The organism is Streptomyces sp. NPDC048254, from assembly GCF_043201895.1.
Classification (GTDB): domain Bacteria; phylum Actinomycetota; class Actinomycetes; order Streptomycetales; family Streptomycetaceae; genus Streptomyces.
The window spans coordinates 275,533-299,978 of the sequence record NZ_JBICZJ010000006.1; the positions used below are offsets into that span (position 1 = coordinate 275,533).

Consider the following 24,446-nt stretch of genomic DNA (forward strand, 5'->3'; position numbering starts at 1 on the left):
GACGCGCTGTCCAAGTACGAGAATTCGGGTGCGCATGGAACTGACCCTCCCTCTGACGCGCACCACGTGTCAAGTGGGTGGGACGGGAGTCTCATTATGTGAGCGAAGGGCACTGCCGCCTCCGAACACGGCGGTCACCCCGCCGGCGACCGCGGGTACACCACCGGTGTACACCCCCGCGCCCCTCTCCATGGCACGTTCGCCTCCGGCGGCGCCGGCGAACGCCGGCTCGGCCGGTGCGTGCGGCACCGGATAGTGGCCGGAACCGAGGGCCCGGCGCAGCCGGTACTCGTCCACCGGGCCGGAGAAGGCCATGCCCATCCCGTGCGTGCACCCCATCGCGCGCAGCGCCGTGACCTGCTCGGGCAGGTCCACGCCCTCGGCCACCGACTGGAGCCCGAGATCGCCGGCGATCCGCAGCAGCCCGCTGGTGATCTTGTGCAGCCGGGGCGACTCGACGACCCCCTCGACCAGACTGCGGTCGAGCTTGAGCAGGTCGACGGGAAGCTTCCGCAGGGCCGTGATGGCCGCGTAGCCGCTGCCGAAGCCGTCCAGCGCGATCCGGACACCGTGCCGGCTGAGCGCGGTCAGACGCCGCTCCAGCTCGTCCAGCGGAACCCTGGGGTCGGTGTCGGACAGCTCCAGGACCAGCGCTCCCGACGGCAGCCCGTGCCGGGTGAGCAGGGCCTCCACGGAGCCGAGCGGCGAGGACCGGTCGAGCAGCCGCCGGGCACTCGTCCGGACGGCGACCGGCACCACGAGCCCGTTGGCGGCCCGCTCGGCGGCCTGTTCGACCGCCTCCTGGAGGATCCAGCGGTCCAGTTCGGAGGTCTTGTCGCTGTCCTCGGCGACCCGCAGGAACTCGGCCGGCGTGAACAGCACCCCCTGCGAGGAGCGCCAGCGCGCCTGTGCGGAGACCGAGTCGATCCGCCCGCTCTCCAGGCACACCACGGGCTGGTGCAGCAGCGCGAACTCACCGTCGTGCAGCGCGGCCCGCAGCCGGGTGGCCAGTTCCGCCTTGCGTACGACGTCCTGCTGCATCTGCGGCTTGTACAGCTCGACGCGGCCCTTTCCGGCCGACTTGGCGCGGTACATCGCCAGGTCGGCGTTGCGCAGCAACTCCCCGGCGCCGAGACCCGGTTCGGCGAAGGCGACACCGATGGACGCGTTGACACGGACATCGTTGCCGTCAATGGCGTACGGCTGCGAGAGGGTCGCCCTGAGGCGGTCGGCGAGCTCCAGGATGTGCCGCTCTCGGGCACTGCGGTCACGGGTGCCGTCACCGACGATCAGCGCCGCGAACTCGTCGCCGCCCAGCCGGGAGGCGGTGTCGCCGTGGCGGACCGCGTCCTGGAGTCTGCGCGCGGCCTGGACGAGCAGTTCGTCGCCGGCCTGGTGCCCGATCGTGTCGTTGACGGCCTTGAACCCGTCCAGGTCGATGAAGAGCACGGCCGTGTTCCGCAGGGCGGGGCCCCGGTCCGAGGAACGGCGGCCGGACAGGGCCTGCTGCACCCGCCGGGTGAACAGGGCGCGGTTGGGCAGGTCGGTGAGCGGGTCGTGCTCGGCGTTGTGCTGGAGCTGCGCCTGCAGCCGCACTCTCTCGGTCACGTCCCGGCTGTTGAAGATGAGGCCGCCGTGGTGCCGGTTGACGGTGGACTCGACGTTGAGCCAGCCGCCGTCGCCGGACCGGAAACGGCACTCGATACGGGTGGTGGCCTCCTCCAGGGGGCCGGTGGCGAGGAAACGGCGCACCTCGTGCACCACGCAGCCCAGGTCCTCCGGGTGGATGAGGTTGCCCAGTTCGGAGCCGACCAGCTCCTCGGCGGGCCGTCCGTAGACCCCGGCGGCGGCCGGGGAGACGTACCGGAGGATGCCGTTGGGTGCGGCGATCATGATGACGTCGCTGGAGCCCTGCACCAGGGAGCGGAAGTGGTTCTCCTGATGCGCCAGTTCCTGGGTGAGGGTGATGTTGTCGAGCAGCATGATGCCCTGGCGCACCACGAGCGCGAGGACCACACAACCGGCGGTGATCAGGACGACATGGTCCGGGCTGCGGCCGTTGAGCACGTTGTAGAGGATTCCCAGCGTGCACACGGCGGCGGCCAGGTAAGGGGTCAGCGCGGCCAGCGAGCCGGCCAGGGGGCGGCCCGCCGGGTACCGGCCGGGCTCGCCGCCCGGGGCGGACGCGGACGCCTGCCTGGGTGCCGTGGCCCGTCCGCCGGGCACGTGCTCGTGGACCACGCGGGTGTGCCCCTCGGGCTCCCCCGTCGGCCGGGGCGCGGCCCAGGGCGCGTACGCCAGCAGCAGCGAGCCGGCGAACCAGCCCGCGTCCAGCAGCTGGCCGGAGCGGTAACTGCTGTGCAGCAGCGGCGAGGTGAACAGGGCGTCGCACATCACGGTCAGGGCGAGCGCGCCGATCGCGGTGTTCACCGCGGTGCGGTTGCCCGGCGAGCGCCGGAAGTGCAGCGCGAGCACCATGCTGACCAGGGCGATGTCCAGCAGCGGGTAGGCCAGCGAGAGCGCGGTGTGCGCGACGCTGGGCCCGTCGAGCCGGGCGGCCTGGGCGAGCGCGAGGCTCCACGACAGGGTGAGCAGCGAGCCGCCGATCAGCCAGGCGTCCAGCCCCAGGCAGATCCAGCCGGCCTTGGTCATCGGCCGCTTGGCCAGTACCAGCAGACCGACGATGGCCGGCGGCGCGAAGCACAGGAAGAACAGGTCGGCGTAGCTGGGGCTGGGCACGGGCCGCTGCAGCACGACCTCGTACCACCCCCAGACCGCGTTGCCCAGGGCCGCCATCGCCGAGGAGAGGGCGAACAGCAGCCACGCGGGGCGAAAGCGGACCCGCGGGGAGCGGGCGTAGCAGAAGCACGACACGGCGGCGGTGCCGGCGGCCGCGGTCAGACCGAAGTCACCCATGAACAGGGCGATCTGGTTCGAGCCCCAGTCGAACGCGGAACCGACGGCGTATCCCGCGCAGATCAGGGCCAGGACGAGTTGGCGGACCACGCCGGTCCCGCCGCCGGTGGCCGGCGGCCGGGAGTGCGGCGTCCCCGCCGGAGGCTGTGCCCGCAACGCTCCGGGGAGGGTGGTCCTCACAGGCGTCGGCGCTGTCACCGGATGCTCCCGGTCCGCGCCGCTCCCGGGTCCCTCGGGTCCCGGTGCGCTGGGTGAGCGTGCCTCCTGCGTCCACTGTGCCTGCGGTGGTGGTGATGGCTGGTGTGGTGGCCGCGTCTGCGCGCAGCCGTGCGCCAGGGTCGCCGCCGGCGGCTCCGCCGCGTCGGATCGTTCGTCCATAGGCCGTGCATCGCCCGTCGCCCCCCTCACAAATCTGAAATGTCCATCCCCGGCGCCGAACGGTGCGCGGCGCAGCCCCTGTCGGGACGATACACCAGTCTCGTCACTCAGGGACATAGCTTCTCTACGCTCCGTGACGACCAGCGGCTATGCGCGTACACAGCGCGCCCGGAAGGTCGCGGACCGTACCGGAAGCGGATTACACGCGTGTTGCTGCGATTGTCAGTTGTCGGTGGATCCCGTCGTAAGGATCACGTTTCGCAACGGCTCCCGGTTCACGAAACGGTTCAACTGCTCGACGACGACTCGCCTGGCACGCGGCAGGAAGGCCGAGGTGGGGCCGCCGACATGGGGGCTGATCAGCACTCCGGGCGCCTGCCACAAGGGGTGTCCGGCCGGCAGCGGCTCGGGATCGGTGACGTCCAGGGCGGCGGTGAGGCGGCCGCTCTCCAGCTCGGCGAGGAGCGCCTTGGTGTCGACGACGGCCCCGCGCGCGATGTTCACAAGCAGTGCGCCGTCCTTCATCCGCGCGAGGAACTCCTCGTTGACCAGGCCACGCGTGGTGTCCGTGAGGGGCGTGGCGAGGATGACGACATCGGCTTCCGGAAGCAGTTGCGGCAGTTCGGTGAGCGGATGCACGGGACCGCGCGCCGAGGCGCGCCCGGAGCGCGCGACGCGCGCCACCCGCGCAACCTCGAAGGGCACGAGCCGGTCCTCGATGGCCGAACCGATGGCGCCGTAGCCGACGATGAGGACGGTCCTGTCGGCGAGGGCGGGGTGGAAGCCGCTCTGCCAGTGCTCCTGCTGCTGGGCGCGCACGAACCCCGGGACACCGCGCAGGGACGCCAGGGTCAGGGTGAGCGCGAGCTCGGCGGTGCTCGCCTCGTGCACCCCGCGCGCGTTGCACAACGGCACGCCGGGGGCGATGCGGTCGATGGCCGCGATCATGTCGTCCACACCGGCGGTGAGGGTCTGGATGAGCCGGACGTTCCGCATCCGCTGGAGCGGCAGCACCTTCACGTCCTGCCGCTTCATGTAGGGGACGACATACACGGCGCAGTCGGCGGGATCGCCGGGAAAGTCCTGGTCCCCGTCCCAGAACAGGTAATTGAGCCCGTCGGGGAGCCCCTGGAAGTCCTTCAGCGGGATGGGGAGCCATGCGTCTTGGGTCATGTCAGGAGGCTATGTCAGGGACGTGTGGGCGCAGAGGTTAGGTTGGGGGCTCTAGAAGGAGGTTCACGGGCTGGTGGAGCGCAGGACGATCGGCGCGGGGGCGCTCGCGGTGGGGGCCGTCGGACTCGGGTGCATGCCGATGAGCTGGGCCTACAGCGGGTCGCGGCAGCGCGGTGACGAGTCGGTGAGAGCGGTGCACCGGGCACTGGACCTGGGCGTGACGCTGCTGGACACCGCGGACATGTACGGCCCGTTCACCAATGAGCTGCTGCTGGGGCGGGTGCTCAAGGAGCGGCGAGCCGAGGCCTTCGTGTCGACCAAGGTGGGCCTGCTGGTCGGCGACCAGCACATCGTGGCGAACGGCCGGCCCGGCTATGTGAGGCGCGCCTGCGACGCGTCCCTGCGGCGGCTCCAGACCGACGTCATCGACCTCTACCAACTGCACCGCGCCGATCCCGAGGTCCCCGTCGAGGAGACCTGGGGCGCGATGGCAGAGCTGGTGCAGGCGGGGAAGGTGCGCGCGCTGGGGCTGTGCGCCCTGGGGGCGCGCGGGGGGCGCAGGTCCGGCGCGCGGCTGCATGACGCGACTCTGCGCCAGTTGCAGCGGGTGCAGCAGGTGTTTCCGGTGAGCGCGGTGCAGGCGGAGCTGTCGGTGTGGTCGCCGGAGGCGCTGGAGGCGCTGCTGCCGTGGTGCGAGGCGCGGGGCGTGGGTTTCCTGGCGGCGATGCCGCTGGGCAACGGCTTCCTGACCGGGACGCTCACGCCGGGTGAGGGGTTCGAACCCGACGATCTGCGGGCGCGGCACCCGCGCTTCACCGCGGAGATGATGGCGGCGAACCAGCCGATCGTGGCGGGGCTCCGACGGGTCGCCCGGCGGCACGGGGAGGAGGTCACCGCCGCTCAGGTGGCGCTGGCGTGGGTGCGGGACCGGGGGCGGCATGTGATCCCGATTCCCGGTACCAAGCAGTGCCGGTGGGCGACGGAGAACGCCGGCTCAGTGGACGTACGGCTGACTGCAGAGGATGTCGCCGAGCTGGGCTCGCTGCCTCCCGCGCAGGGATCGTGGGATTAGCAGTCAATTGCCGTGATCTGCCCGTGGTTCGGTGCGGCGGCGTTGTGGCTGGTCACGCCCACGCGGCGGAGCCGCATATCGTCACAGTCCCGCGCCCCTTGCGGGGCGCTGCACTAACGTCGCCGATGAGGAGCCGTCGAAGGGACCATGATCGTGCAACGTCGAGGTGTGGCCGCCGTGTTGGCCGTGGCCGGGATCCTGGTGGTGGCCGGGTGTTCCTCCGGGGACAGTGGTGGGGACCTGCCCGCGCCGTCCTGGGCCGGGGGTACGTCCGCGAGCGCCTCCGCGTCCGCCGGGGCGAGTGAGTCGGCCGCGCCCGCGAAGGGCTCGGTGAAGGTGGTGCGCACGGTCGCCGAGGGGCTGAAGTCGCCGTGGGGGCTCGCGCCCCTGCCGGACGGTTCCGGGCTGCTCGTCTCCGACCGCGACGACGGGACGATCAGCAAGGTCGCCGAGAAGACCGGGAAGAAGACCGAGCTGGGCACCGTCTCCGGGGTGTCCGCGGCCGGTGAGGGGGGTCTGCTGGGCATCGCCCTCTCCCCCGACTTCGCCTCGGACCACATGATCTACGCGTACTTCACCTCGGCCTCCGACAACCGCATCGTGCGCATGCTCTGGGACGAGGGCAAGCCGGCCGGGGAGCAGCTGGGCGCCCCCGACACGATCTTCAAGGGCATCCCCAAGGGGTTCATCCACAACGGCGGCCGGATCGCCTTCGGCCCCGACGGCATGCTCTACGCCGGCACCGGCGAGAGCGGGCAGCGGGGCCTCGCCCAGGACAAGGACTCCCTCGGCGGCAAGATCCTGCGGCTCACCCCGGAGGGCGAACCGGCCCCCGGCAACCCCTTCCCCGACTCTCCCGTCTACACCTACGGCCACCGCAATGTGCAGGGCCTGGCCTGGGACGACGACCAGCGGCTGTTCGCCTCGGAGTTCGGCCAGGACACCTGGGACGAGCTGAACGCCATCAAGCCCGGCGGCGACTACGGCTGGCCGAACGCCGAGGGCCGGTCCTCCGACGCCAAGTACGTGAACCCGATCGCCCAGTGGCACACCGACGACGCCTCCCCCAGCGGCATCGCCTATGTCGACGGCGTGATCTGGATGGCCGGGCTCAAGGGCCAGCGGCTGTGGCGCATCCCGCTGAAGGGCACCGTCGCGGGCGCCGAACCCCAGTCCTTCCTCAAGGGCGAGTACGGCCGGCTGCGCACGGTCGTCGCGGCGGGCGGCGACAAGGTGTGGCTGGTGACCAGCAACACCGACGGGCGCGGGAAGCCGAAGCCGGGCGACGACCGGATCCTGGAGCTTCAGGTGCGCTGACCGGCGGTGGCACCGCGGTCGGTACGGCCGGCACGGCCGGTGCGGTCCGTGCGGTCGGGCGGGAACAGCTCCAGGCGGTGGGCCACCGCCGCCGCCTCTCCCCGACCCGAGACGCCGAGCTTGCCCAGGATGTTGGAGACGTGGACGCTGGCGGTCTTCGGAGAGATGAAGAGCTCCTCCGCTATCTGGCGGTTGGTACGGCCCGCCGAGACCAGCCGCAGGACGTCCCGCTCCCGGCTGGTGAGGCCGAGGCTCTCGGCGGGATCCAGGGATCGGCGCGGACCGCCGGTGGTGAGGCTGAGCCGGGCACGCTGGGCGAGCAGGGCGACGGCGTCGGCGAGCGGGCGGGCGCCCAGGTGGCCCGCGACCGCCCCGGCCAGCCGCAGCAGTTCGGTCGCGCGGTCGCGCTCGTCGTCGCCGGGCGCCTCCTCGAGCAGGACCTGGGCGAGGCGGCGGCGGACCCGGGCGAGGTCGTAGGGGCGGTCCAGACGCTCGAAGTCGGTGACCACGTCCGACCAGAGCGCGGCGGTGTCGGTGCCCCGGGCGCGGTGCAGTTCGGCCCGGGTCCAGCGTTCGTACGCCCGCCAGAGGGGCGCACCGGTGGTGAGTTTGCGGACGGCCTCGGTGAGCCGGTCGAGAAACTCGGCCCGGCCGTCGGCCACCGCGGGCAGGGCGCGCGCATCGGCCTCGGCAGCAGCGGCGGCCAGCAGCAGGGGCCAGCCGTAGCGCTGGGTGCCCGGCGGGAAGCCACGCCCCAGGGCGCGGTCCAGCTCGGCGCGGGCGTCGAGGAACCGGCCCTCCTCGGCGGCGACGCCCACGGCGATCCGGGCGACGGGCAGCAGCGCCTGGGGCATCGGGTCGTGGGTGCCGTAGTGCTCGTGGGCGATGGCGAGTTGGCGGGCGGCCTCGGCGGCGTCTCCACGGGCGAGGGCGATTTTGGCGAGGCGCAGGGCGCCGGCGCCCCGGGGCTTGGCGCTGGCCGCGGAGGCGAGAGCGCCCGCCGCGGCTTCGGCGGCCTCGTCCCACTGGCCGAGCGCGTACAGCGAGTCGGAGAGGTTGCCCCTGATCCACACCTCGGAGTCCAGCAGGCCGTACCTGCGGGCGAAGACGAGGCCCTCCCGCAGGAGGGGCACCGCCTCCCCGCTGCGGCCGACCGAGTCCAGCTCGGAGGGCAGGTTCACATAGGCACGGCCCGCGACACCGGCCGCGCTCTCCTGGAGGGCGGTCTCCTTGACCCGGCGCAGTTCCGCCAACCCGTTCTCGACATCGCCCGCGTCGACCATGAGGCAGCCCACGGTGATGCGGGCGTTGAGCTCGATCTCCCGGGCGCCCACCATCCGCGCGTACTCCACGGCCCGCTCGGCGGCGGCGAAGGCCTCGGGGCCGGGTTCGTGGAGCATGCACCAGTTGGCGACGTTGGCCAGCACATCGGCGTGCACCTCCGAGGGCGGCAGGCCGCGCACCAGGTCCTGGGCGGTGCCGAGCTCCTGCCAGCCGTCGCCGCGCGCCAGGTCCTGGACCAGCTTGGAGCGCTGCACCCAGAACCAGGCCGCGCGCAGGGGATCCGCCTCGTCCTCGACCATCCGCAGTGCCCTCTTGGTGATCTTCAGGGCGCGTTCGCGCTCCCCGCAGAAACGGCCCGCGACCGCCGCCTCCGCCATCAGGTCGAGATAGCGCAGCGGTGTGGTGGCCGGATCGCAGCCGCAGGGAGGGTAGACGTCGGTGTAGTCGACGGGGCGCAGGGCGGCGCGGATCTCCTCGGGGGCCGGGTCCCACAGCTCCATCGCCCGCTCCAGGAGCCGCAGTTGCTCGCTGTAGGCGTGCCGGCGGCGGGCCACGACGGAGGCGTGGAGGACGGCGGGCAGGGCCTTGGCCGGGTCGTGGGCCTGGTACCAGTAGCTGGCCAGGCGGGTCACGCGCGCGTCGGCCGGCACCAGCCCGGGGTCCGACTCCAGGGCCTCGGCGTAGCGCCGGTTGAGCCGGGAGCGTTCGCCGGGGAGCAGGTCGTCGGCGACGGCCTCGCGGACCAGGGAGTGCCGGAAGCGGTAGCCGTCGCCGGCGGGCGTGGCGGTGAGGATGTTGGCGCCGACGGCGGCCCGCAGCGCCTCGATGAGGTCGTCCTCGGCGAGCTGGGCGACGGCGGCGAGGAGCCGGTACTCGACGGTGGAGCCGCCCTCGGCGACGATCCGGGCGACCCGCTGGGCGCTCTCGGACATTGCCTCGACCCGCACCAGCAGCAGGTCGCGCAGCGAGTCGGTGAGCCCGGTGCAGCAGCCCTCGGCCCAGGCGACGGCGAGCTCCTCGACGAAGAAGGCGTTGCCGTCGGAGCGCTCGAAGATCTCGTCGACCTGGGCGGGGTCGGGTTCGGCGGCGAGGATGCCGGCGATCTGGCGGCCGACCTCCTCCCGGTTGAAGCGGGCGAGTTCGACACGGCGGACGGTACGCAGCCGGTCGAGTTCGGCGAGGAGCGGGCGCATCGGGTGGCGGCGGTGGATGTCGTCGGAGCGGTAGGTGGCGAGGACGACGAGCCTGCCGGTGCGCAGGGTGCGCAGTAGATAGGAGAGGAGGTGGCGGGTGGAGGCGTCGGCCCAGTGCAGGTCCTCCAGGGCGACGACCACCGTGCGTTCGGCGGCGACCCGTTCCAGCAGCCGTGCGGTGAGCTCGAAGAGGCGGGCCATGCCCTGCTCGTCGTGGCGACCGGAGGAGGCCTCGCCGAACTCCGGCAGCAGCCGGGCCAGCTCGTCCTCCTGCCCGGCGGCGGCCGCGGCCAGTTCGTCGGGCAGCGCGGCCCGCAACGCGCGCAGCGCGGTGGAGAAGGGGGCGAACGGCAGCCCGTCGGCGCCGATCTCCACGCAGCCGCCGAGCGCGACGACCGCACCCCGGCGGCAGGCGGCCGCGGCGAACTCCTCGACCAGCCGGGTCTTGCCGACGCCGGCCTCACCGCCGAGCAGCAGCGCCTGCGGCTCGGCGGCCTCGGCACGGGCCAGCGCGTCGTTCAGCGTCCCCAACTCGTCGCTGCGGCCTACGAACACGGGACTCACGGACCTGGTTTCCACAGGCCAGAGCATCCCATGCGGCTCGGAGCGGACGGCAGCGGTTTTCCACAGCCCCGGTGCGCTTGTCATACGACCCCGAGACAAGCCGCCCAGCGACGAACGCCCCAACGGCACACGACCCAATGGCACACGATCCGACGGCACACGACCCGCCAGCCCACCACCCACCGGCACACGGCCCGACAGCGTCCCGCCCACCGGCACACGGCCCGACAGCGTCCCACCCACCGGCACACGGCCCGAAGGCGCATGAGCCGACGGCAGTCCCGCAGACCGGTGGCCAACCCCCGTACGGCCACCGGCCTCCGGGCCCTGGGCCAGGCCCCCGGCCAAATCTCCGGCCAGGTTCTGGGCCGGGTCTCTGGCCGGATTCTGGGCCAGGTCTCTGGCCGGACTCTGGGCCAGGTCTCTGGCCGGACTCTGGGCCAGGTCTCTGGCCGGTCTCTGGCCGGACTCTGGGCCAGGTCTCTGGCCGGACTCTGGGCCGGGCCCCCGGCCGGACTCTGGGCCAGGTCTCTGGCCGGACTCTGGGCCAGGTCTCTGGCCGGACTCTGGGCCAGGCCCCCGGCCGGACTCTGGGCCAGGCCCCCGGCCGGACTCTGGGCCAGGCCCCCGGCCGGACTCTGGGCCAGGCCCCCGGCCGGACTCTGGGTCGCCGGGCGGGCGGAGCCGCCCGGCACCCTGTTCACACCGTGCCCGGGAGCCGGCGTCGGCTGCGGCGGCCGGTATGGACTTCTTCCGGCACGGCGGCCTGGCGGGCCGCCTCCTCGCGGCGGGCGGCCCGGCGGTAGCGGACGGCCTCGCGGACCAGACGGGCGTCGTCGGCCTGCCGACGCAGTTCGGCGGCACGGATCTGGTGGAGTTCGAGCTCGAACATGGCGTTTCCCTTGGTGAGAGACGGTGGTTGGGCTTCGCTTTTCGCGATGCCTCCACCTTCGTCTCCCAGGGGGGTCCGCCACATCGGGAGAGTTCCGCATCTTCGGACCGGCGCCGGACTCCGGACGCGCGTAAGGGGCCTCAGGTCGTCCATAAGGTGCTTACGGACGTCCTAAGGCCCCTTCTGACCTGGGCTGTCTCAGCTGGTCGAGGGCAGTCCGAGCAGCGCGTCGGAGTACTTGAGGACGGCCAGCAGCAGGCCGATGACACCGAGGGCGACACCCGCCCAGGCGACCGACTTGATCCACGGCGCCTGCGGCTTGCCGGGGGCACCGAAGGCGGGCCGGGCGATCACCACGACGCCGGTGATCAGCGCCACCAGCGCGAACGCGCCGGCCCACAGCGCGGTGGTCTGCCAGGCGTCGCCGTAGACCTCCTTGACCTGCGTGGCGACGCTCGCGGTCGACGAGGTCTGGAGCTGGCCTACGAGGGTCTCGCGGGCGGCGGCCACCGAACCGATCCAGCCACCCGTGAGGGAGACCAGGCCGAGCACGACGGAGACGACGGCGGCGGCGCCCAGGCCGACCCCGGACGGGCCCTCGGCCTCGTCCCCGGCCTCGTCCAGCTCTCCGGCAAGGTCGGCGTCGTCCTCCAGGTCCTCCGCTTCGAGGTCGGCGTCCGTGCCGTCGGCGGCCTCGGTCCCGGCGGCCGCCGCCTCCACCCCGGCCTCGGCTTCGGGCTTGGACTCCGTCACGTCGTCGGCCTCCGTGGTGACGCTCACCTTCTCCTCGTCGGTCGTGGCCTCGGTGCCCGTCTCGGCACCGGTCTCGTCAGCTGTCTTGGTTCCCATGTCCGGCACCGTACGGATCCTGTCTGAGAGGTCTCTTAATGATCGTTCTCTACGGCACGCGCGCGTGCTTCACGCCATTCCGGGGCGAGGATCGACCACACCTCCAGGTCGTGCCGTAGGCCACCATAGGGGTGCGCCTGGCGGCGTACGCCATCGCGGGTCATCCCCAGCCGCCGGGCCACGTTCAGGCTGGGCTCGTTGCCCGAGGCGGCGACCCACTCGATCCGGTGGATACCGCGCTGCTCGACCGCGAAGTCGATCAGTACCCGCATCGCGCGCGTGACGAGTCCGCGCCCGGTGCCGGCCGGCTCCAGCCAGCAGCCGACCTCGCAGTTCCCGTGCTCCGCGTCGAAGTTCAGGAAGAGCACCCCGCCGACGAGCGTGCCCTCGAGCCACAGGCCGTGCAGGGAGCCGGTGTCGGCGGCGCGCAGGTCGGCGTACCGCTGGAGCATCGCCCGCGCGGAGGGCACGTCCTTCTCCCTGGAACCGAAGGAGATGAACTGTCCGATGAACTCCCGCCCGCGTTCCAGGTGGGCCAGGAACTCCTCGGCGTGCCAGGGTTCCAGCGGGCGCAGTTCGCCGCCGTCGTCACCCAGGGATATCGCGTACATCGTGCTTCTCCAGTTCCACCACGTCTTCGAACAGCACGTCGAGCCTCTCATGCGCGGCACGGCACTCGGGCGGCACATGGCGTTCACGCGGCTGGTCCGGGCGAGGCCGACGCCTGGGCAGTTGGGCCTGACCACCTCGAAGCGGTACCGCAAAGCCGTCGGCTCTCCGGTCGGGATCAACGTCAGTCGAACTGGTCTCCGAGGGCCATGATCATGACCCCCAGGATCATCAGCCAAAGGGCTCTGCGGGTACGGCCCCGGGCCCCGAGCGCCCCCGCGGCCACACACACGGCGGAGCCCACGGCATAGGCGGCCGGGACCAGTGCGGGTACGCCGCCGCCCAGTCTCATCAGGGAGGCGGTCAGGCCCATCACGGTCAGCAGGGCCCCGGTCACGGTGGCGGTCCAGCGGGCCCGACGGGCGTCCTCGTAGGGATCCTCGTCGTCCTCCGCGGCCGCCACCTCGGTTATCTCGGGTTCGGTGTCGGATTCCGCGTGTCCGGTCATGGCGGGCGAGCGTAGTACCCGCACCTGAGGAAACCTGCTGCGAATGATGTCGACAACTGCTAGCTTCCGCTGGTCAGCCTTGATCGGCCCCTCGCCGACGACCGAAGCGGGTGCGTTGTTTGCCGGTCCGAATGAGCTCCTACGCATTGCCTTCCACTACGAAGATCACAAGGAGCCCGTTCACCCATGTCCGACACCAGGACCGGGGGCGACCGCCTCACTGACCGCCTGACCCACCCCCGTTACCCGCTCAGCAACGCCTACGACCCCCGCTGGGTGGTCGAGAACCAGATGGGCCCGCACGCCCTGTGGCTGCTGGAATGGCTGGCCCCCGCCCTCGGTCTGGACGCCCTGCGCCCCTGCGCGCGCGTGCTCGACCTCGGCTGCGGCCGGGCGATGACGTCGGTCTTCCTGGCCCGGGAGTTCCATGCCCAGGTCACCGCCGCCGACCTCTGGATCAAGGCCGACGACAACGCCCGGCGTATCGCGGAGGCCGGGTTCGCCGACCGGGTGCAGCCCGTGCATGCCGAGGCACATGACCTGCCGTTCGCCGAGGGGGGCTTCGACGCGATCGTGAGCATCGACGCCTACCAGTACTTCGGCACCGACGACCTCTATCTCCCCACCCTCGCCCGCCTGTTGCGGCCCGGCGGCCGGATCGGTGTGGTCGTACCGGCGCTCCGGGAGGAACCCGCGGGGGCCGAGCCGCCGGAGCACCTCAGGCCCTGGTGGGAGCCCGACTACTGGTGCTTCCACTCGCCCGGCTGGTGGCGCCGGCACTGGACCCGCAGCGGGGCGGTCGAGGTCGAGGCCGCCGACTGGCAGCCGGACGGCTGGCGGGACTGGCTGCTGTGGTGCGAGGTGGTCGCCGAGGAGAGCCCGGAGGAGTTCCATCGCACGATGGCCCGCCAGGTCGCCGAGATGCTCCGCGCCGACGAGGGCCGCGCCCTGGGATTCGTCCGCGTGGTCGCGCGCCGCAGATAGCGCCGCAGATAGCGCCGCAGATAACCGTACGGCCCCGGAGGCATCGCCTCCGGGGCCGTACGGCGTCGTCCGTGGGCTCAGCCTTCGCTGACGCCCAGCCGCTCCAGGATCAGCTCCTTGACGCGGGCCGCGTCGGCCTGGCCGCGGGTCGCCTTCATGACCGCGCCGACCAGGGCGCCGGCCGCGGCCACCTTGCCGCCGCGGATCTTGTCGGCGATGCCCGGGTTGCCGGCGATGGCCTCGTCGACCGCCGTACCGAGCGCCGAGTCGTCGGAGACGACCTTCAGACCGCGCTTGTCGACGACCTCGTCCGGGGTGCCCTCGCCCGCGAGGACGCCCTCGATGACCTGGCGGGCCAGCTTGTCGTTGAGGTCACCGGAGTTGACCAGCGCGGTGACCCGGGCGACCTGCTCCGGGGCGATCGCCAGCTCGTCCAGCGCCTTGCCCGACTCGTTGGCGCTGCGCGCCAGTTCGCCCATCCACCACTTGCGGGCGGAGGCCGCGTCGGATCCGGCGTCGATGGTGGCGACGATCAGGTCCAGCGCGGCGGCGTTGATGATCGCCTGCATCTCGACCGCCGAGATGCCCCACTCGGTGAGCAGTCGGTTGCGGCGGGCCAGCGGCATCTCCGGCAGCGCGGCGCGGATCTCCTCGACCCACTCGCGGGAGGGGGCGACCGGGACCAGGTCCGGCTCCGGGAAGTACCGGTAGTCCTCGGCCTCCTCCTTCACGCGGCCCGAGGTCGTGGACCCGGTGTCCTCGTGGAAGTGCCGGGTCTCCTGGATGATCGTGCCGCCGCCGCTCAGCACGGCCGCGTGCCGCATGATCTCGAAGCGGGCCGCACGCTCCACGGACCGCAGCGAGTTCACGTTCTTCGTCTCGGAACGCGTGCCGAACTTCTCGGTGCCGTTGGGGCGCAGCGACAGGTTCACGTCGCAGCGCATCTGGCCCATCTCCATACGGGCTTCCGAGACGCCGAGCGCCTTGATGACCTCGCGCAGTTCACGGACGTACGCCCGCGCGACCTCGGGAGCACGCTCGCCGGCGCCCTCGATCGGCTTGGTGACGATCTCGATGAGCGGGATGCCCGCGCGGTTGTAGTCGAGCAGCGAGTGCGAGGCGCCGTGGATACGGCCGGTCGCGCCGCCCACGTGGGTGGACTTGCCGGTGTCCTCCTCCATGTGGGCGCGCTCGATCTGCACGCGGAAGGTCTCGCCGTCCTCCAGCTGCACGTCGAGGTAGCCGTTGAAGGCGATCGGCTCGTCGTACTGGGAGGTCTGGAAGTTCTTCGGCATGTCCGGATAGAAGTAGTTCTTCCGGGCGAAACGGCACCACTCGGCGATCTCGCAGTTCAGCGCGAGACCGATCTTGATGGCCGACTCGATGCCGATCGCGTTGACGACCGGGAGCGCGCCGGGCATGCCGAGGCAGGTCGGGCAGGTCTGCGAGTTGGGCTCGGCGCCCAGCTCGGTCGAACAGCCGCAGAACATCTTGGTCTTGGTGCCGAGTTCGACATGGACCTCAAGGCCCATGACGGGGTCGTACGACGCCAGCGCGTCCTCGTACGACACCAGGTCGGTCGTGGTGGTCACGGTGAAACTTCCCTCTCAGCCCAGCAGGACGTCGTCGTCGCCCAGCCGCTTCAGCTCGCGGTAGAGGATGGCGAGGCCGGTGACGATCGCGACGGCGGACACGGTGGCATCGATCAGCCGCAGCGTGTCGTGCTCGGCGCGGGCCTTCTTGATCTGCTTGGCGACACCGACCGCGCCGAACACGGTGGTGGCCATCGACAGGTACGTACCGGACTTCGACTTCTTGAAGCCCTTGGCCTTGGACAGTGCGTTGCTCACAGCGACGGTGCCTCCTCAAGGAGCGGGTGCCCCCACCTTTCCACGAAGGCGGCCTCGACAGCGGCTCCGACCTTGTAAAGGCGGTCGTCCTTCAGCGCCGGCGCGATGATCTGCAGGCCCACCGGGAGGTTGTCCTCCGGGGCGAGACCGCAGGGCAGCGACATGGCCGCGTTGCCCGCCAGGTTGGTCGGGATGGTGCACAGGTCGGCCAGGTACATCGCCATCGGGTCGTCGGCACGCTCGCCGATCGCGAAGGCGGTGGTCGGGGTCGTGGGCGACACGATCACGTCCACCTGCTCGAAGGCCTTCTCGAAGTCGCGCGTGATGAGCGTGCGGACCTTCTGCGCGGAGCCGTAGTACGCGTCGTAGTACCCGCTGCTCAGCGCGTAGGTGCCGAGCATGATGCGGCGCTTCACCTCGGGGCCGAAGCCCGCCTCACGGGTGAGGGAGGTGACCTCCTCGGCGGAGTGCGTGCCGTCGTCGCCGCTCCGCAGGCCGTAGCGCAGGCCGTCGAAGCGGGCGAGGTTGGAGGAGCACTCGGAGGGCGCGATCAGGTAGTACGCGGAGAGCGCCAGGTCGAAGGACGGGCAGTCCAGCTCGACGATCTCGGCGCCCAGTTCCTTCAGCAGCTCGACGGACTCGTCGAAGCGCTGGATGACACCGGGCTGGTAGCCCTCCCCGCGGAACTGCTTGACGACACCGACGCGCATGCCCTCGACGCTGCCGTTGCGGGCGGCCTCGACGACCGGCGGGACGGGCGCGTCGATGGAGGTGGAGTCCAGCGGGTCGTGCCCGGCGATGACCTCGTGGAGGAGGGCGGCGTCCAGGACCGTACGGGCACACGGGCCGCCCTGGTCCAGCGAGCTGGAGAACGCGACCATGCCGTACCGCGAGACCGCCCCGTACGTCGGCTTCACACCGACCGTGCCGGTCACGGAGGCCGGCTGACGGATGGAGCCGCCGGTGTCGGTGCCGATGGCGAGCGGCGCCTGGTAGGAGGCGAGGGCGGCGGAGGAACCGCCACCGGAGCCGCCGGGGATCTTGGTGAGGTCCCAGGGGTTGCCGGTGGGCCCGTACGCGCTGTTCTCGGTGGAGGACCCCATGGCGAACTCGTCCATGTTGGTCTTCCCGAGAATGACCACGTCGGCGGCCTTCAGCCGCTTGGTGAGCGTGGCGTCGTACGGCGGGATCCAGCCTTCGAGGATCTTCGAACCGACGGTGGTCGGCACGCCCTCGGTGGTGAAGATGTCCTTGAGCGCGAGCGGGACGCCGGCGAGCGGCCCGAGCTTCTCGCCCCGGGCCTTCTTCTCGTCGACGGCACGCGCCTGGGCGAGCGCCCCCTCGCGGTCGACGTGCAGGAAGGCGTGCACCTTCTCGTCGACGGCTTCGATCCGGGCGAGGTGGGCCTCGGTGACCTCGACGGCCGTGAGCTCGCCGGAGGCGATCTTCGCGGCGGTCTCGGCGGCGGTGAGCCTGATGCAGTATTCGATCTTATTGGCCGTCATGGCTGTCTAGTCCTCCCCCAGGATCTGCGGCACCTTGAAACGCTGCTGCTCCTGGGCCGGGGCGCCGGAGAGCGCCTGCGCGGGGGTGAGCGAGGGACGGACCTCGTCCGCGCGCATGACGTTCGTCAGCGGCAGCGGGTGTGAGGTCGGCGGTACGTCTTGGTCGGCGACCTCGCTGACGCGGGCGACCGCGCCGATGATGTCGTCGAGCTGTCCCGCGAAGTGGTCGAGTTCTTCGGGCTTCAGCTCCAGACGCGCCAGCCGGGCGAGGTGGGCGACCTCCTCGCGCGTGATGCCAGGCATGCAGCGTTCCTCTGGGGTGAGTGTGTGTGGTTTGGAGCCAATCCTATGGGGCGGGGCCCGGTGACCGTGCAACGGTTTCCCCGGGCCCCGGAACCGCGGCGGCTCACCGGCTCAGTGGCGCTGCTCCCAGGCCACGCTCTTCAGGTAGTGGTTGTCGTACAGCTCCTGCACCTCGAGGAGGCTCTCCAGGGTGGCCTCGCCCAGGCGCAGGCGCTGGAGGTGGCGGAAGTACTCGAAGCGCTCCACGCCCGGTGTGATGACGATCAGGATGTCCGCGGTGCTGCCGGGGACGGCGGCGAAGGCGTGCGGCACCCCGGGCGGGATGACGACCAGGTCGCCGCGCTCGGCGGTGACGACGTCGTCGCCGGAGAGCAGCTCGGCGGCGCCGTCGAGCAGGTAGAACATCTCGGCGGAGTTGCGGTGCAGGTGCGGCCGGGCGCCGTCGCCGCCCTCGCCGAGGGTGACCCGAACGGTGGAGAGCGCGCCTCCGGTGGCGCTGCTGTCGGCGAGCAGCCGGACCCGGGTGGGGTCAGCGCCGACCAGCTCGGCGTCGGCCTCCCACACGATCACGGATTCATCGAACTTCGGTACGAACAACGACATTCCAGAACCCCCTGTTGATTGACCTGCCGTTCACGCGAGCCGTTCACACGAGGAACAGCAGCACCGCGCTGATCAGCACAACGATCGCGGTGGCGAAGTGGATCCCGTACGCGACCGCCTTCGTCCCGCCGTGGCGCAGCACTATCAGCGTGTCGAACAACGGCACGAGCGCCACACAGAGCATGAACCAGGCCTCGGCACGGGCGCCGGCGAAGGCGAGCAGGGCGAAGCCGATGACACCGAAGGTGCCGTCCCTGAGGCCCTTGACCGCGAGGTAGGCGGAGGCGTCGCCGTTCGGGTCGGCGGGGACGCCGTAGCCGGCGGCGGACGGGCCGGGCTGGAGCAGGAACCGGGCTCCGATGAAGAGGATGAACAGGTCGAGCACGGCGGCGAGCGTGTAGGCGGTGATGGTCATGACGGCCCCCTTGGGGTCTTTCTAGCAGCGCTAGGACTGAAAGCGACGCTAGTGGAGCCTTGGCAGATTGTCTAGCACTGCTAGAATCTCTGGCATGCCGATTCCGATGTGCCGGGAGCGCGAGCGGGCAGAGCGGGAACTCGCGGAGGCGGAGGGCTGGGACGCGGCCAGGGCAAGGGCGCGATCATGGCAGCGGTGGCCGAGGACTACATGTCGTTCGCCCGCCGACGCCCGGCCCTGTACGACGCGATGTTCACGCGCGGGGCTGTGTCCGATGTGCGGCTCCGCCGCGTGGGCGCGAGCAACCGCGAACGACCCGCACCCGCCCACGGCGCCGCACGAACGGTGAACGGGCGGGTGGGCCGAGATCTACTCGGCGGCCGGCAACGCAGCCCGCGGCCGCTGCCACCCCCGCGACCCCCGCGCCAACAGCCACGCCGTCGTCTCCTCCGGCGGCATCGCCGCGGCGACCAGCCACCCCTGTACGGCGTCACACCCGAGGTCCCGCAGCCGCTCCCACGTCTCGTCGTCCTCCACGCCCTCCGCGACGACCAGCAGCCCCAGCGAATGCGCGAGGTCGACCGTGCAGCGCACGATCTCCGCGTCCTCGTTGTCCACGGCCAGCCGGGCCACGAAGGACCGGTCGATCTTCAGCTCGCTCACCGGCAGCCGCCGCAGATGCACCAACGACGAGTAGCCCGTGCCGAAGTCGTCCAGCGACATCTTCACGCCGTGCCCGGTCAGACCCGCGAGGGTGTCGGCGGCCCGTTGCGGGTCCTCGAGCAGCACATGCTCGGTTATCTCCAGCTGGAGCGCCCCCGCCGGGACCCCGTGCCGGGCCAGCCGCGCCGCCACCGAGCCCGCGAAGCCCGGGGTGTGGACGTCGCGCGGCGAGACGTTCACCGCCACCGGCACCCGCAGCCCCTGTGCCCGCCACCGGGCGACCTGGGCGAGCGCGGTCTCCAGGACGTACTCCGTCAGATGGGGCATCAGTCCGGACGACTCGGCGATCGCTATGAACTCGTCCGGCGGTACCTTGCCGCGCTCGGGGTGCACCCACCGCACCAGCGCCTCAAGACCGGCCACCTGCCCGTCGAAGCGCACCTTCGGCTGGTAGTGCAACTGCACCTCGTGCGCGTCCAGGGCGCGGCGCAGATCGCCCAGCAGCCCCAGCCGGTCCGGGGTGTTGGAGTCCCGCTTGGACTCGTACACCTCGACGCCCGTGCGGTCCCGCTTCGCCTGGTACATCGCCACGTCCGCCCGGCGCAGCAGCCCCTCCGCGTCCAGCGCGTGGTCGGGGAAGACGGCGACGCCCGCGCTGGCCTCCAGGACGAGGGTGAGGCCGTCGAGGTCGAGCGGGGAGGAGAGGGCCGTGACCAGGCCCCGGGCGATCCGGGTCGCGGACGTCGTGGAGTCGGCGACCGGCAGTAACACCGCGAACTCGTCGCCGCCGAGCCGGGCCGCCTCCGCACCGCGCGGCAGCGCGGCCCGCAGCCGGTCGGCTATCTGCAACAGCAGCCGGTCACCGGCGAGATGACCGAGCGTGTCATTGACCGAACGGAATCGGTCGAGGTCGATCAGCATGAGGGCGGCGCGGGCGCCGATGCGTTCGGCGTCGTCGAGGGCGGTCCAGATCCGCTCAAGGAGCCACTGCCGGTTGGGCAGTCCGGTCAGCGGGTCGCGCAGCTGCTCCTCCGCGCGGGCCCGGGCTATCCACAGGGTGGAGTCGAGGGCGACCAGCGGGATGGAGAACAGCGGGAGCAGCAGCGGCTGGGCGACGGCGACCACGCAGATCAGCGGGGCGATGCCGAGCAGCGCGACGGCGACCAGACCCTGTCGCATCAGGGCGGTGTGGGCGACGGTGGGCACTCCGCCGCCGCGCGGTGCGTGCAGGTACCAGAGCAGGGCGCGGGTGACCGCGAGGTAGGCCACCGCGACGAGGACGACCTCGGGGGCGGTGGCGACGCTCCAACTGTCGGGGTTCCAGGGCGACTCGACGGTCGGTACCCGGCCGAAGACGCCGAGCACCAGCGCGCCGGCGCCGATGCCGAGGATGTCCACCGCGCCGTGCAGGACGCCCTGCCGCCAGCGGTGGCGCCTGGCTATGCCGACCAGGACGACGACGGTGAGGCTGACCATACCGGCGGGTACCCAGCCGTACAGCAGGAGTACGGCGAGGGTGAGGGCGGCGCCGGAGCCGGTGCCGCCCCACCAGCGGGCGCGGCCGAGCAGCACCAGGTGGCCGACGATGATGCCGGTCAGCACGGCCAGCGACCAGCCGACCGTGCCGGACGGGAAGAGGGCGTGGTTGTCGGTGAAGGCACGGTAGAAGCCCGCGCCGAGGGCGAACGCGGCGGCCGCGACGACTCCGGCGGGCAGCGCGGGCCAGGACAGGTGCCGTTCGTGCTCGTGGCCGGGCAGGTCGGGCGGCGGGTCGACGGCGGCCAGCGGCAGCGGGTCACGCGCGTCCAGTGCGACGCTCACCCCCGGTATGCCGACGCGCCGGTCGCCCCGTACCGTCCACCGAGTCCCCCGCCACGCGCTCGCCCGGCGGCGCAGCGGCAGCCGCGCTTCCGGGGCGGCGCTCTCGGTCGGTTCCATTCCCGTCCCTCTCACAGCCGGCGGTGCCCACGCCATGCGGTCCGTGCCCTGCAGGAGCACGGGAATGCCCCGACCGCATTTGGGCACGGCAGGTGCACATCTCAACAGTAGGCCGCAGAAGGCTTTCACGGGCAGCGGTCGTCGACGGTTGCCCGATTGCGCACCGGCCACCCGTATGCATCTGGTATGCGCCGAACGGGTGGCCTTCAACCGCTACTCCTCGGTCGGAAGGGCGACTTCGGCCGCCGCGTCCGGTCCCTGCTCCAAAAGGACGACAAATCCGTCCTCGTTCAGAACCGGAACCTTCACCTGCATCGCCTTGTCGTACTTCGATCCGGGGTTGTCACCCACGACCACGAACGACGTCTTCTTCGATACCGAGCCGGTCACCTTGGCTCCGCGGCTCTGCAGGGCGTCCTTGGCGCCGTCCCGGGTGAAGTGCTCCAGGGTTCCGGTCACGACGACGGTGAGGCCTTCCAGCGGACGCGGCCCCTCGTCCTCGCCGGTGGACTCGTCCTCCAGCGGGACTCCAGCGGTCTTCCACTTTCGGATGATCTCGCGGTGCCACTCCTCGGCGAACCACTCCTTGAGCGCCGTCGCGATGATGCCGCCGACGCCGTCGATGTTCGACAGCTCCTCCTCGGTGGCCTGCTCGATGCGGTCGATGGAGCGGAACTCACGGGCCAGTGCCTGCGCGGCGACCGGGCCGACGTGCCGGATGGAAAGGCCGTTGAGGAAGCGGGCGAGCGGGCGGGTCTTCGCCTCCTCGATCTTCTGGAGCAGGGCGAGGGTGTTCTTCTTGGGCTCGCCCTTCTGGTTGGCGAAGACCGTGACGACCTTCTCCTCGCCCGTCTTGGGGTCGCGCTTGGGCAGCCCGCTGTCCGGGTCCAGGACGTACGCCTTGATGGGCAGCAGCTTCTCGATGGTGAGGTCGAACAGGTCGCCCTCGTCGACCAGCGGTGGTTCGGCGGGCTCCAGCGGCCGGGTGAGCGCCGCCGCCGCGACCCCGCCGAAGTGCTCGATGTCCAGGCACTCGCGGCCCGCGAGGTAGGCCACCCGCTCTCTCAACTGGGCGGGGCAGGCACGGGCGTTGGGGCAGCGGAGGTCGATGTCGCCCTCCTTCATGGGCCGCAGCGGCGTCCCGCACTCAGGGCACTCGGCCGGCATCACGAACTCCCGCTCGCTGCCGTCCCGCAGGTCGACGACCGGGCCGAGGATCTCCGGGATCACGTCACCGGCCTTGCGCAGCACCACCGTGTCGCCGATCAGCACGCCCTTGGCCTTGACGACCTCCTGGTTGTGCAGGGTCGCGAACTCCACCTCGCTGCCCGCCACCGTGACCGGCTCGACCTGCGCGTACGGCGTGACCCGCCCGGTGCGGCCGACGCCGACCTTGATGTCGATGAGCTTGGTGTTGACCTCTTCCGGCGCGTACTTGTAGGCGATCGCCCAGCGCGGCGCCCGCGCGGTGGAGCCGAGCCGGCCCTGGAGGCGGATCTCGTCGAGCTTGACGACGACCCCGTCGATCTCGTGCTCCACGGAGTGCCGGTTCTCGCCGTAGTAGGCGATGAACTCCCGTACGCCGTCGAGGTCGTCGACCACCCGGTTGTGCGGCGAGGTGGGCAGGCCCCAGGTCTTGAGCAGGTCGTAGGCCTGGGAGAGCCGGGTCATGCCCTCGAAGCCCGCCAGGGCGCCGATGCCGTGGACGACCATGTGCAGCGGGCGGGAGGCGGTGACCCGCGGGTCCTTCTGGCGCAGCGAACCGGCCGCCGCGTTGCGCGGGTTGGCGAAGGGCTTGTCGCCGGCCACGACCAGCCGCTCGTTGAGCTCGGCGAACTTCTCCATCGGGAAGTAGACCTCGCCGCGGATCTCGACCAGGTCCGGCACCGTATCGCCGTGCAGCCGGTCCGGGATCTCGGCGATCGTACGGACGTTGGGGGTGATGTCCTCGCCGGTGCGGCCGTCGCCGCGGGTCGCCGCGCGGGTGAGCCGGCCGTGCTCGTAGGTGAGGTTGACGGCGAGGCCGTCGACCTTCAGTTCGCACAGGAAGTGGTACTCCTGGTCGCCCAGTTCCTTGTGGATCCGCTCGGCCCAGGCGGCGAGGTCCTCGTCGTTGAACGTGTTGTCCAGCGACAGCATCCGCTCGCGGTGCTCGACCGCCGTGAACTCCGTCTCGTACGCACCCGCGACCTTCTGGGTCGGCGAGTCCGGGGTGCGCAGCTCGGGGTACTGGTCCTCCAGCGCCTCCAGGGACTTCAGGAGCTTGTCGAACTCCGCGTCGCTGATGACCGGAGCGTCCTTCACGTAGTACCGGAAGCGGTGCTCCTCGATCTGCTCGGCGGTCCGCGCGTGCTGTTCCCGTGCCTCTGCGGGCACCGCCGTCTCCGCCTGCTGCTTGTCGCCGGCCACCGTGTTTCCTCCCGTTACTCTGGGTTGTCCGCGAGTGATCTCGCCGCCCGGACGCAGTGGGCGAGCGCCTGCCGGGCATAGGCGGGGGAAGCACCCGCCAGCCCGCACGACGGGGTGACCGTCACGGCCTCCGCGAGAAGCCCTGGTTGCAGCCCCAGCCTGCGCCACAGCGTCCTGACACCCATGACGCTACCGGCAGGGTCTGACAATGCCGTGTCCGTGCCCGGAACGACACCGACGAACAGCTGGGTACCGCCCTCCACGGCCTCGCCGATCGCGTCCTCGTCACGTTCGGTGAGGAGCGAGAAGTCGAAGGAGACGGCGGCGGCCCCGGCCCGGCGCAGCAGCGCGAAGGGCACGTCGGGGGCGCAGGAGTGGACGGCCACCGGGCCGCCGGTGTGGCTGCCGATGACGTCCCGCAGCGTCGACTCGACGACCTGGCGGTCCACGGCCCGGTGGGTGCGGTAGCCGCTGGCGGTCCGCACCTGACCGCGCAGTACGGCGGTGAGGGACGGCTCGTCGAGTTGCAGGACGAGCCGGGCACCGGGGATCCGGCGCCCGACCTCGGCGAGGTGCAGGCGCAGGCCTTCGCCGAGGGAGGCGGCCAGGTCGCGGCAGGCGCCGGGGTCGGAGAGAACGGACTCGCCGTTCCGCAGCTCCAGGGCGGCGGCGAGGGTCCAGGGGCCGACCGCCTGCACCTTGAGCGGACCCTCGTAGTCCTGGGTGAACTCCTCCAGCGCGTCCAGGTCCTCCCCCAGCCAGGAGACGGCCCGCCGGGTGTCCCGGCCCGGCCGGTCACCGAGCCGCCAGCCGCTGGGCTCTACGCGCGCGTAGAGCTCGACGAGCAGGCCGGCGGTACGGCCGATCATGTCGGCGCCGGGGCCGCGGGCGGGCAGTTCGGGGAGGAAGGGGAAGTCCTCGAAGCTGCCGGTCGCGGCCTTGGCGGCCTCTCGGGCGTCGGTGCCGGGGAGAGAGCCGACGCCGGTGGCCGGGCCGAAGGAGGGGGTTGCGTTCACGTGGG

At 71.7% G+C, this 24,446-nt stretch carries 19 protein-coding genes; 3 read left to right on the forward strand and 16 right to left on the reverse strand.

Features of this window, described 5'->3' with window-relative positions; genetic code table 11:
• Nucleotides 1-69 precede the first annotated feature (69 nt).
• Together ACGFZQ_RS19315 and ACGFZQ_RS19320 are read right to left on the reverse strand one after the other, a co-directional pair.
• Nucleotides 70-3,114, reverse strand: coding sequence for a putative bifunctional diguanylate cyclase/phosphodiesterase (locus ACGFZQ_RS19315; protein ID WP_393841365.1), 3,045 nt, complete (start codon nt 3,112-3,114; stop codon nt 70-72).
• A gap of 402 nt (nt 3,115-3,516) precedes the next feature.
• Nucleotides 3,517-4,467, reverse strand: a complete 951-nt coding sequence (locus ACGFZQ_RS19320) for a 2-hydroxyacid dehydrogenase (protein ID WP_382544126.1) — start codon at nt 4,465-4,467, stop codon at nt 3,517-3,519.
• Between the two features lie 73 nt (nt 4,468-4,540).
• On the opposite strand from ACGFZQ_RS19320, the gene ACGFZQ_RS19325 reads away from it, so the two are divergent.
• Nucleotides 4,541-5,539, forward strand: coding sequence for an aldo/keto reductase (locus tag ACGFZQ_RS19325; protein WP_393841366.1), 999 nt, complete (start codon nt 4,541-4,543; stop codon nt 5,537-5,539).
• A gap of 147 nt (nt 5,540-5,686) precedes the next feature.
• Nucleotides 5,687-6,856, forward strand: a complete 1,170-nt coding sequence (locus ACGFZQ_RS19330) for a PQQ-dependent sugar dehydrogenase (RefSeq protein ID WP_393841367.1) — start codon at nt 5,687-5,689, stop codon at nt 6,854-6,856.
• On the opposite strand, the gene ACGFZQ_RS19335 is transcribed toward ACGFZQ_RS19330, so the two are convergent.
• From ACGFZQ_RS19335 to ACGFZQ_RS19355, 5 genes are all read right to left on the reverse strand, one after another.
• Nucleotides 6,844-9,924 (reverse strand): AAA family ATPase, encoded by a 3,081-nt coding sequence (locus tag ACGFZQ_RS19335; RefSeq protein ID WP_393841368.1) that lies wholly within the window; start codon nt 9,922-9,924, stop codon nt 6,844-6,846. The genes ACGFZQ_RS19330 and ACGFZQ_RS19335 overlap by 13 nt on opposite strands.
• Nucleotides 9,925-10,597: 673 nt before the next feature.
• On the reverse strand, nt 10,598-10,789 hold the full coding sequence (locus ACGFZQ_RS19340) for a hypothetical protein (RefSeq protein ID WP_351739568.1): 192 nt from the start codon (nt 10,787-10,789) through the stop codon (nt 10,598-10,600).
• 198 nt (nt 10,790-10,987) lie between these two features.
• Entirely contained in the window at nt 10,988-11,638 is a 651-nt protein-coding gene (locus tag ACGFZQ_RS19345) for a hypothetical protein (protein WP_393841369.1), read from the reverse strand.
• Between the two features lie 35 nt (nt 11,639-11,673).
• Nucleotides 11,674-12,249 (reverse strand): GNAT family N-acetyltransferase, encoded by a 576-nt coding sequence (locus ACGFZQ_RS19350; RefSeq protein WP_393841370.1) that lies wholly within the window; start codon nt 12,247-12,249, stop codon nt 11,674-11,676.
• A gap of 182 nt (nt 12,250-12,431) precedes the next feature.
• Entirely contained in the window at nt 12,432-12,755 is a 324-nt protein-coding gene (locus ACGFZQ_RS19355) for a hypothetical protein (protein WP_351739576.1), read from the reverse strand.
• A 186-nt stretch (nt 12,756-12,941) separates the two neighbouring features.
• Between ACGFZQ_RS19355 and ACGFZQ_RS19360 the strand changes: the two genes are divergently transcribed.
• Nucleotides 12,942-13,739, forward strand: a complete 798-nt coding sequence (locus tag ACGFZQ_RS19360) for an SAM-dependent methyltransferase (RefSeq protein ID WP_393841371.1) — start codon at nt 12,942-12,944, stop codon at nt 13,737-13,739.
• A gap of 77 nt (nt 13,740-13,816) precedes the next feature.
• Here the strand turns inward: ACGFZQ_RS19360 and gatB are convergent, their stop codons facing one another.
• The 9 genes from gatB to ACGFZQ_RS19405 form a co-directional block, all read right to left on the reverse strand.
• The gene (gatB, locus tag ACGFZQ_RS19365; protein WP_382544102.1) at nt 13,817-15,331 is read right to left on the reverse strand and encodes an Asp-tRNA(Asn)/Glu-tRNA(Gln) amidotransferase subunit GatB; all 1,515 of its coding nucleotides are present in this window, start codon (nt 15,329-15,331) and stop codon (nt 13,817-13,819) included.
• Nucleotides 15,332-15,346: 15 nt separating this feature from the next.
• Nucleotides 15,347-15,589 (reverse strand): hypothetical protein, encoded by a 243-nt coding sequence (locus ACGFZQ_RS19370; RefSeq protein WP_351739584.1) that lies wholly within the window; start codon nt 15,587-15,589, stop codon nt 15,347-15,349.
• Entirely contained in the window at nt 15,586-17,094 is a 1,509-nt protein-coding gene (gene gatA, locus ACGFZQ_RS19375) for an Asp-tRNA(Asn)/Glu-tRNA(Gln) amidotransferase subunit GatA (protein WP_393841372.1), read from the reverse strand. The genes ACGFZQ_RS19370 and gatA overlap by 4 nt, the downstream gene beginning before the upstream one ends.
• Before the next feature lie 6 nt (nt 17,095-17,100).
• A complete protein-coding gene (gatC, locus tag ACGFZQ_RS19380) occupies nt 17,101-17,397 on the reverse strand; it encodes an Asp-tRNA(Asn)/Glu-tRNA(Gln) amidotransferase subunit GatC (protein WP_018544665.1) in 297 nt (98 codons plus the stop codon).
• Nucleotides 17,398-17,508: 111 nt separating this feature from the next.
• Nucleotides 17,509-18,000, reverse strand: coding sequence for a cupin domain-containing protein (locus tag ACGFZQ_RS19385; RefSeq protein WP_393841373.1), 492 nt, complete (start codon nt 17,998-18,000; stop codon nt 17,509-17,511).
• A gap of 43 nt (nt 18,001-18,043) precedes the next feature.
• Entirely contained in the window at nt 18,044-18,415 is a 372-nt protein-coding gene (locus ACGFZQ_RS19390; protein WP_351739592.1) for a DUF4267 domain-containing protein, read from the reverse strand.
• Between the two features lie 369 nt (nt 18,416-18,784).
• Complete coding sequence (locus ACGFZQ_RS19395; RefSeq protein WP_393841374.1) at nt 18,785-21,016, reverse strand: putative bifunctional diguanylate cyclase/phosphodiesterase; 2,232 nt, start codon at nt 21,014-21,016, stop codon at nt 18,785-18,787.
• A 213-nt stretch (nt 21,017-21,229) separates the two neighbouring features.
• A complete protein-coding gene (gene ligA / locus ACGFZQ_RS19400) occupies nt 21,230-23,425 on the reverse strand; it encodes an NAD-dependent DNA ligase LigA (protein ID WP_393841375.1) in 2,196 nt (731 codons plus the stop codon).
• Nucleotides 23,426-23,439: 14 nt separating this feature from the next.
• The gene (locus tag ACGFZQ_RS19405) at nt 23,440-24,441 is read right to left on the reverse strand and encodes a methionine synthase (protein WP_393841376.1); all 1,002 of its coding nucleotides are present in this window, start codon (nt 24,439-24,441) and stop codon (nt 23,440-23,442) included.
• Nucleotides 24,442-24,446 lie beyond the last annotated feature (5 nt).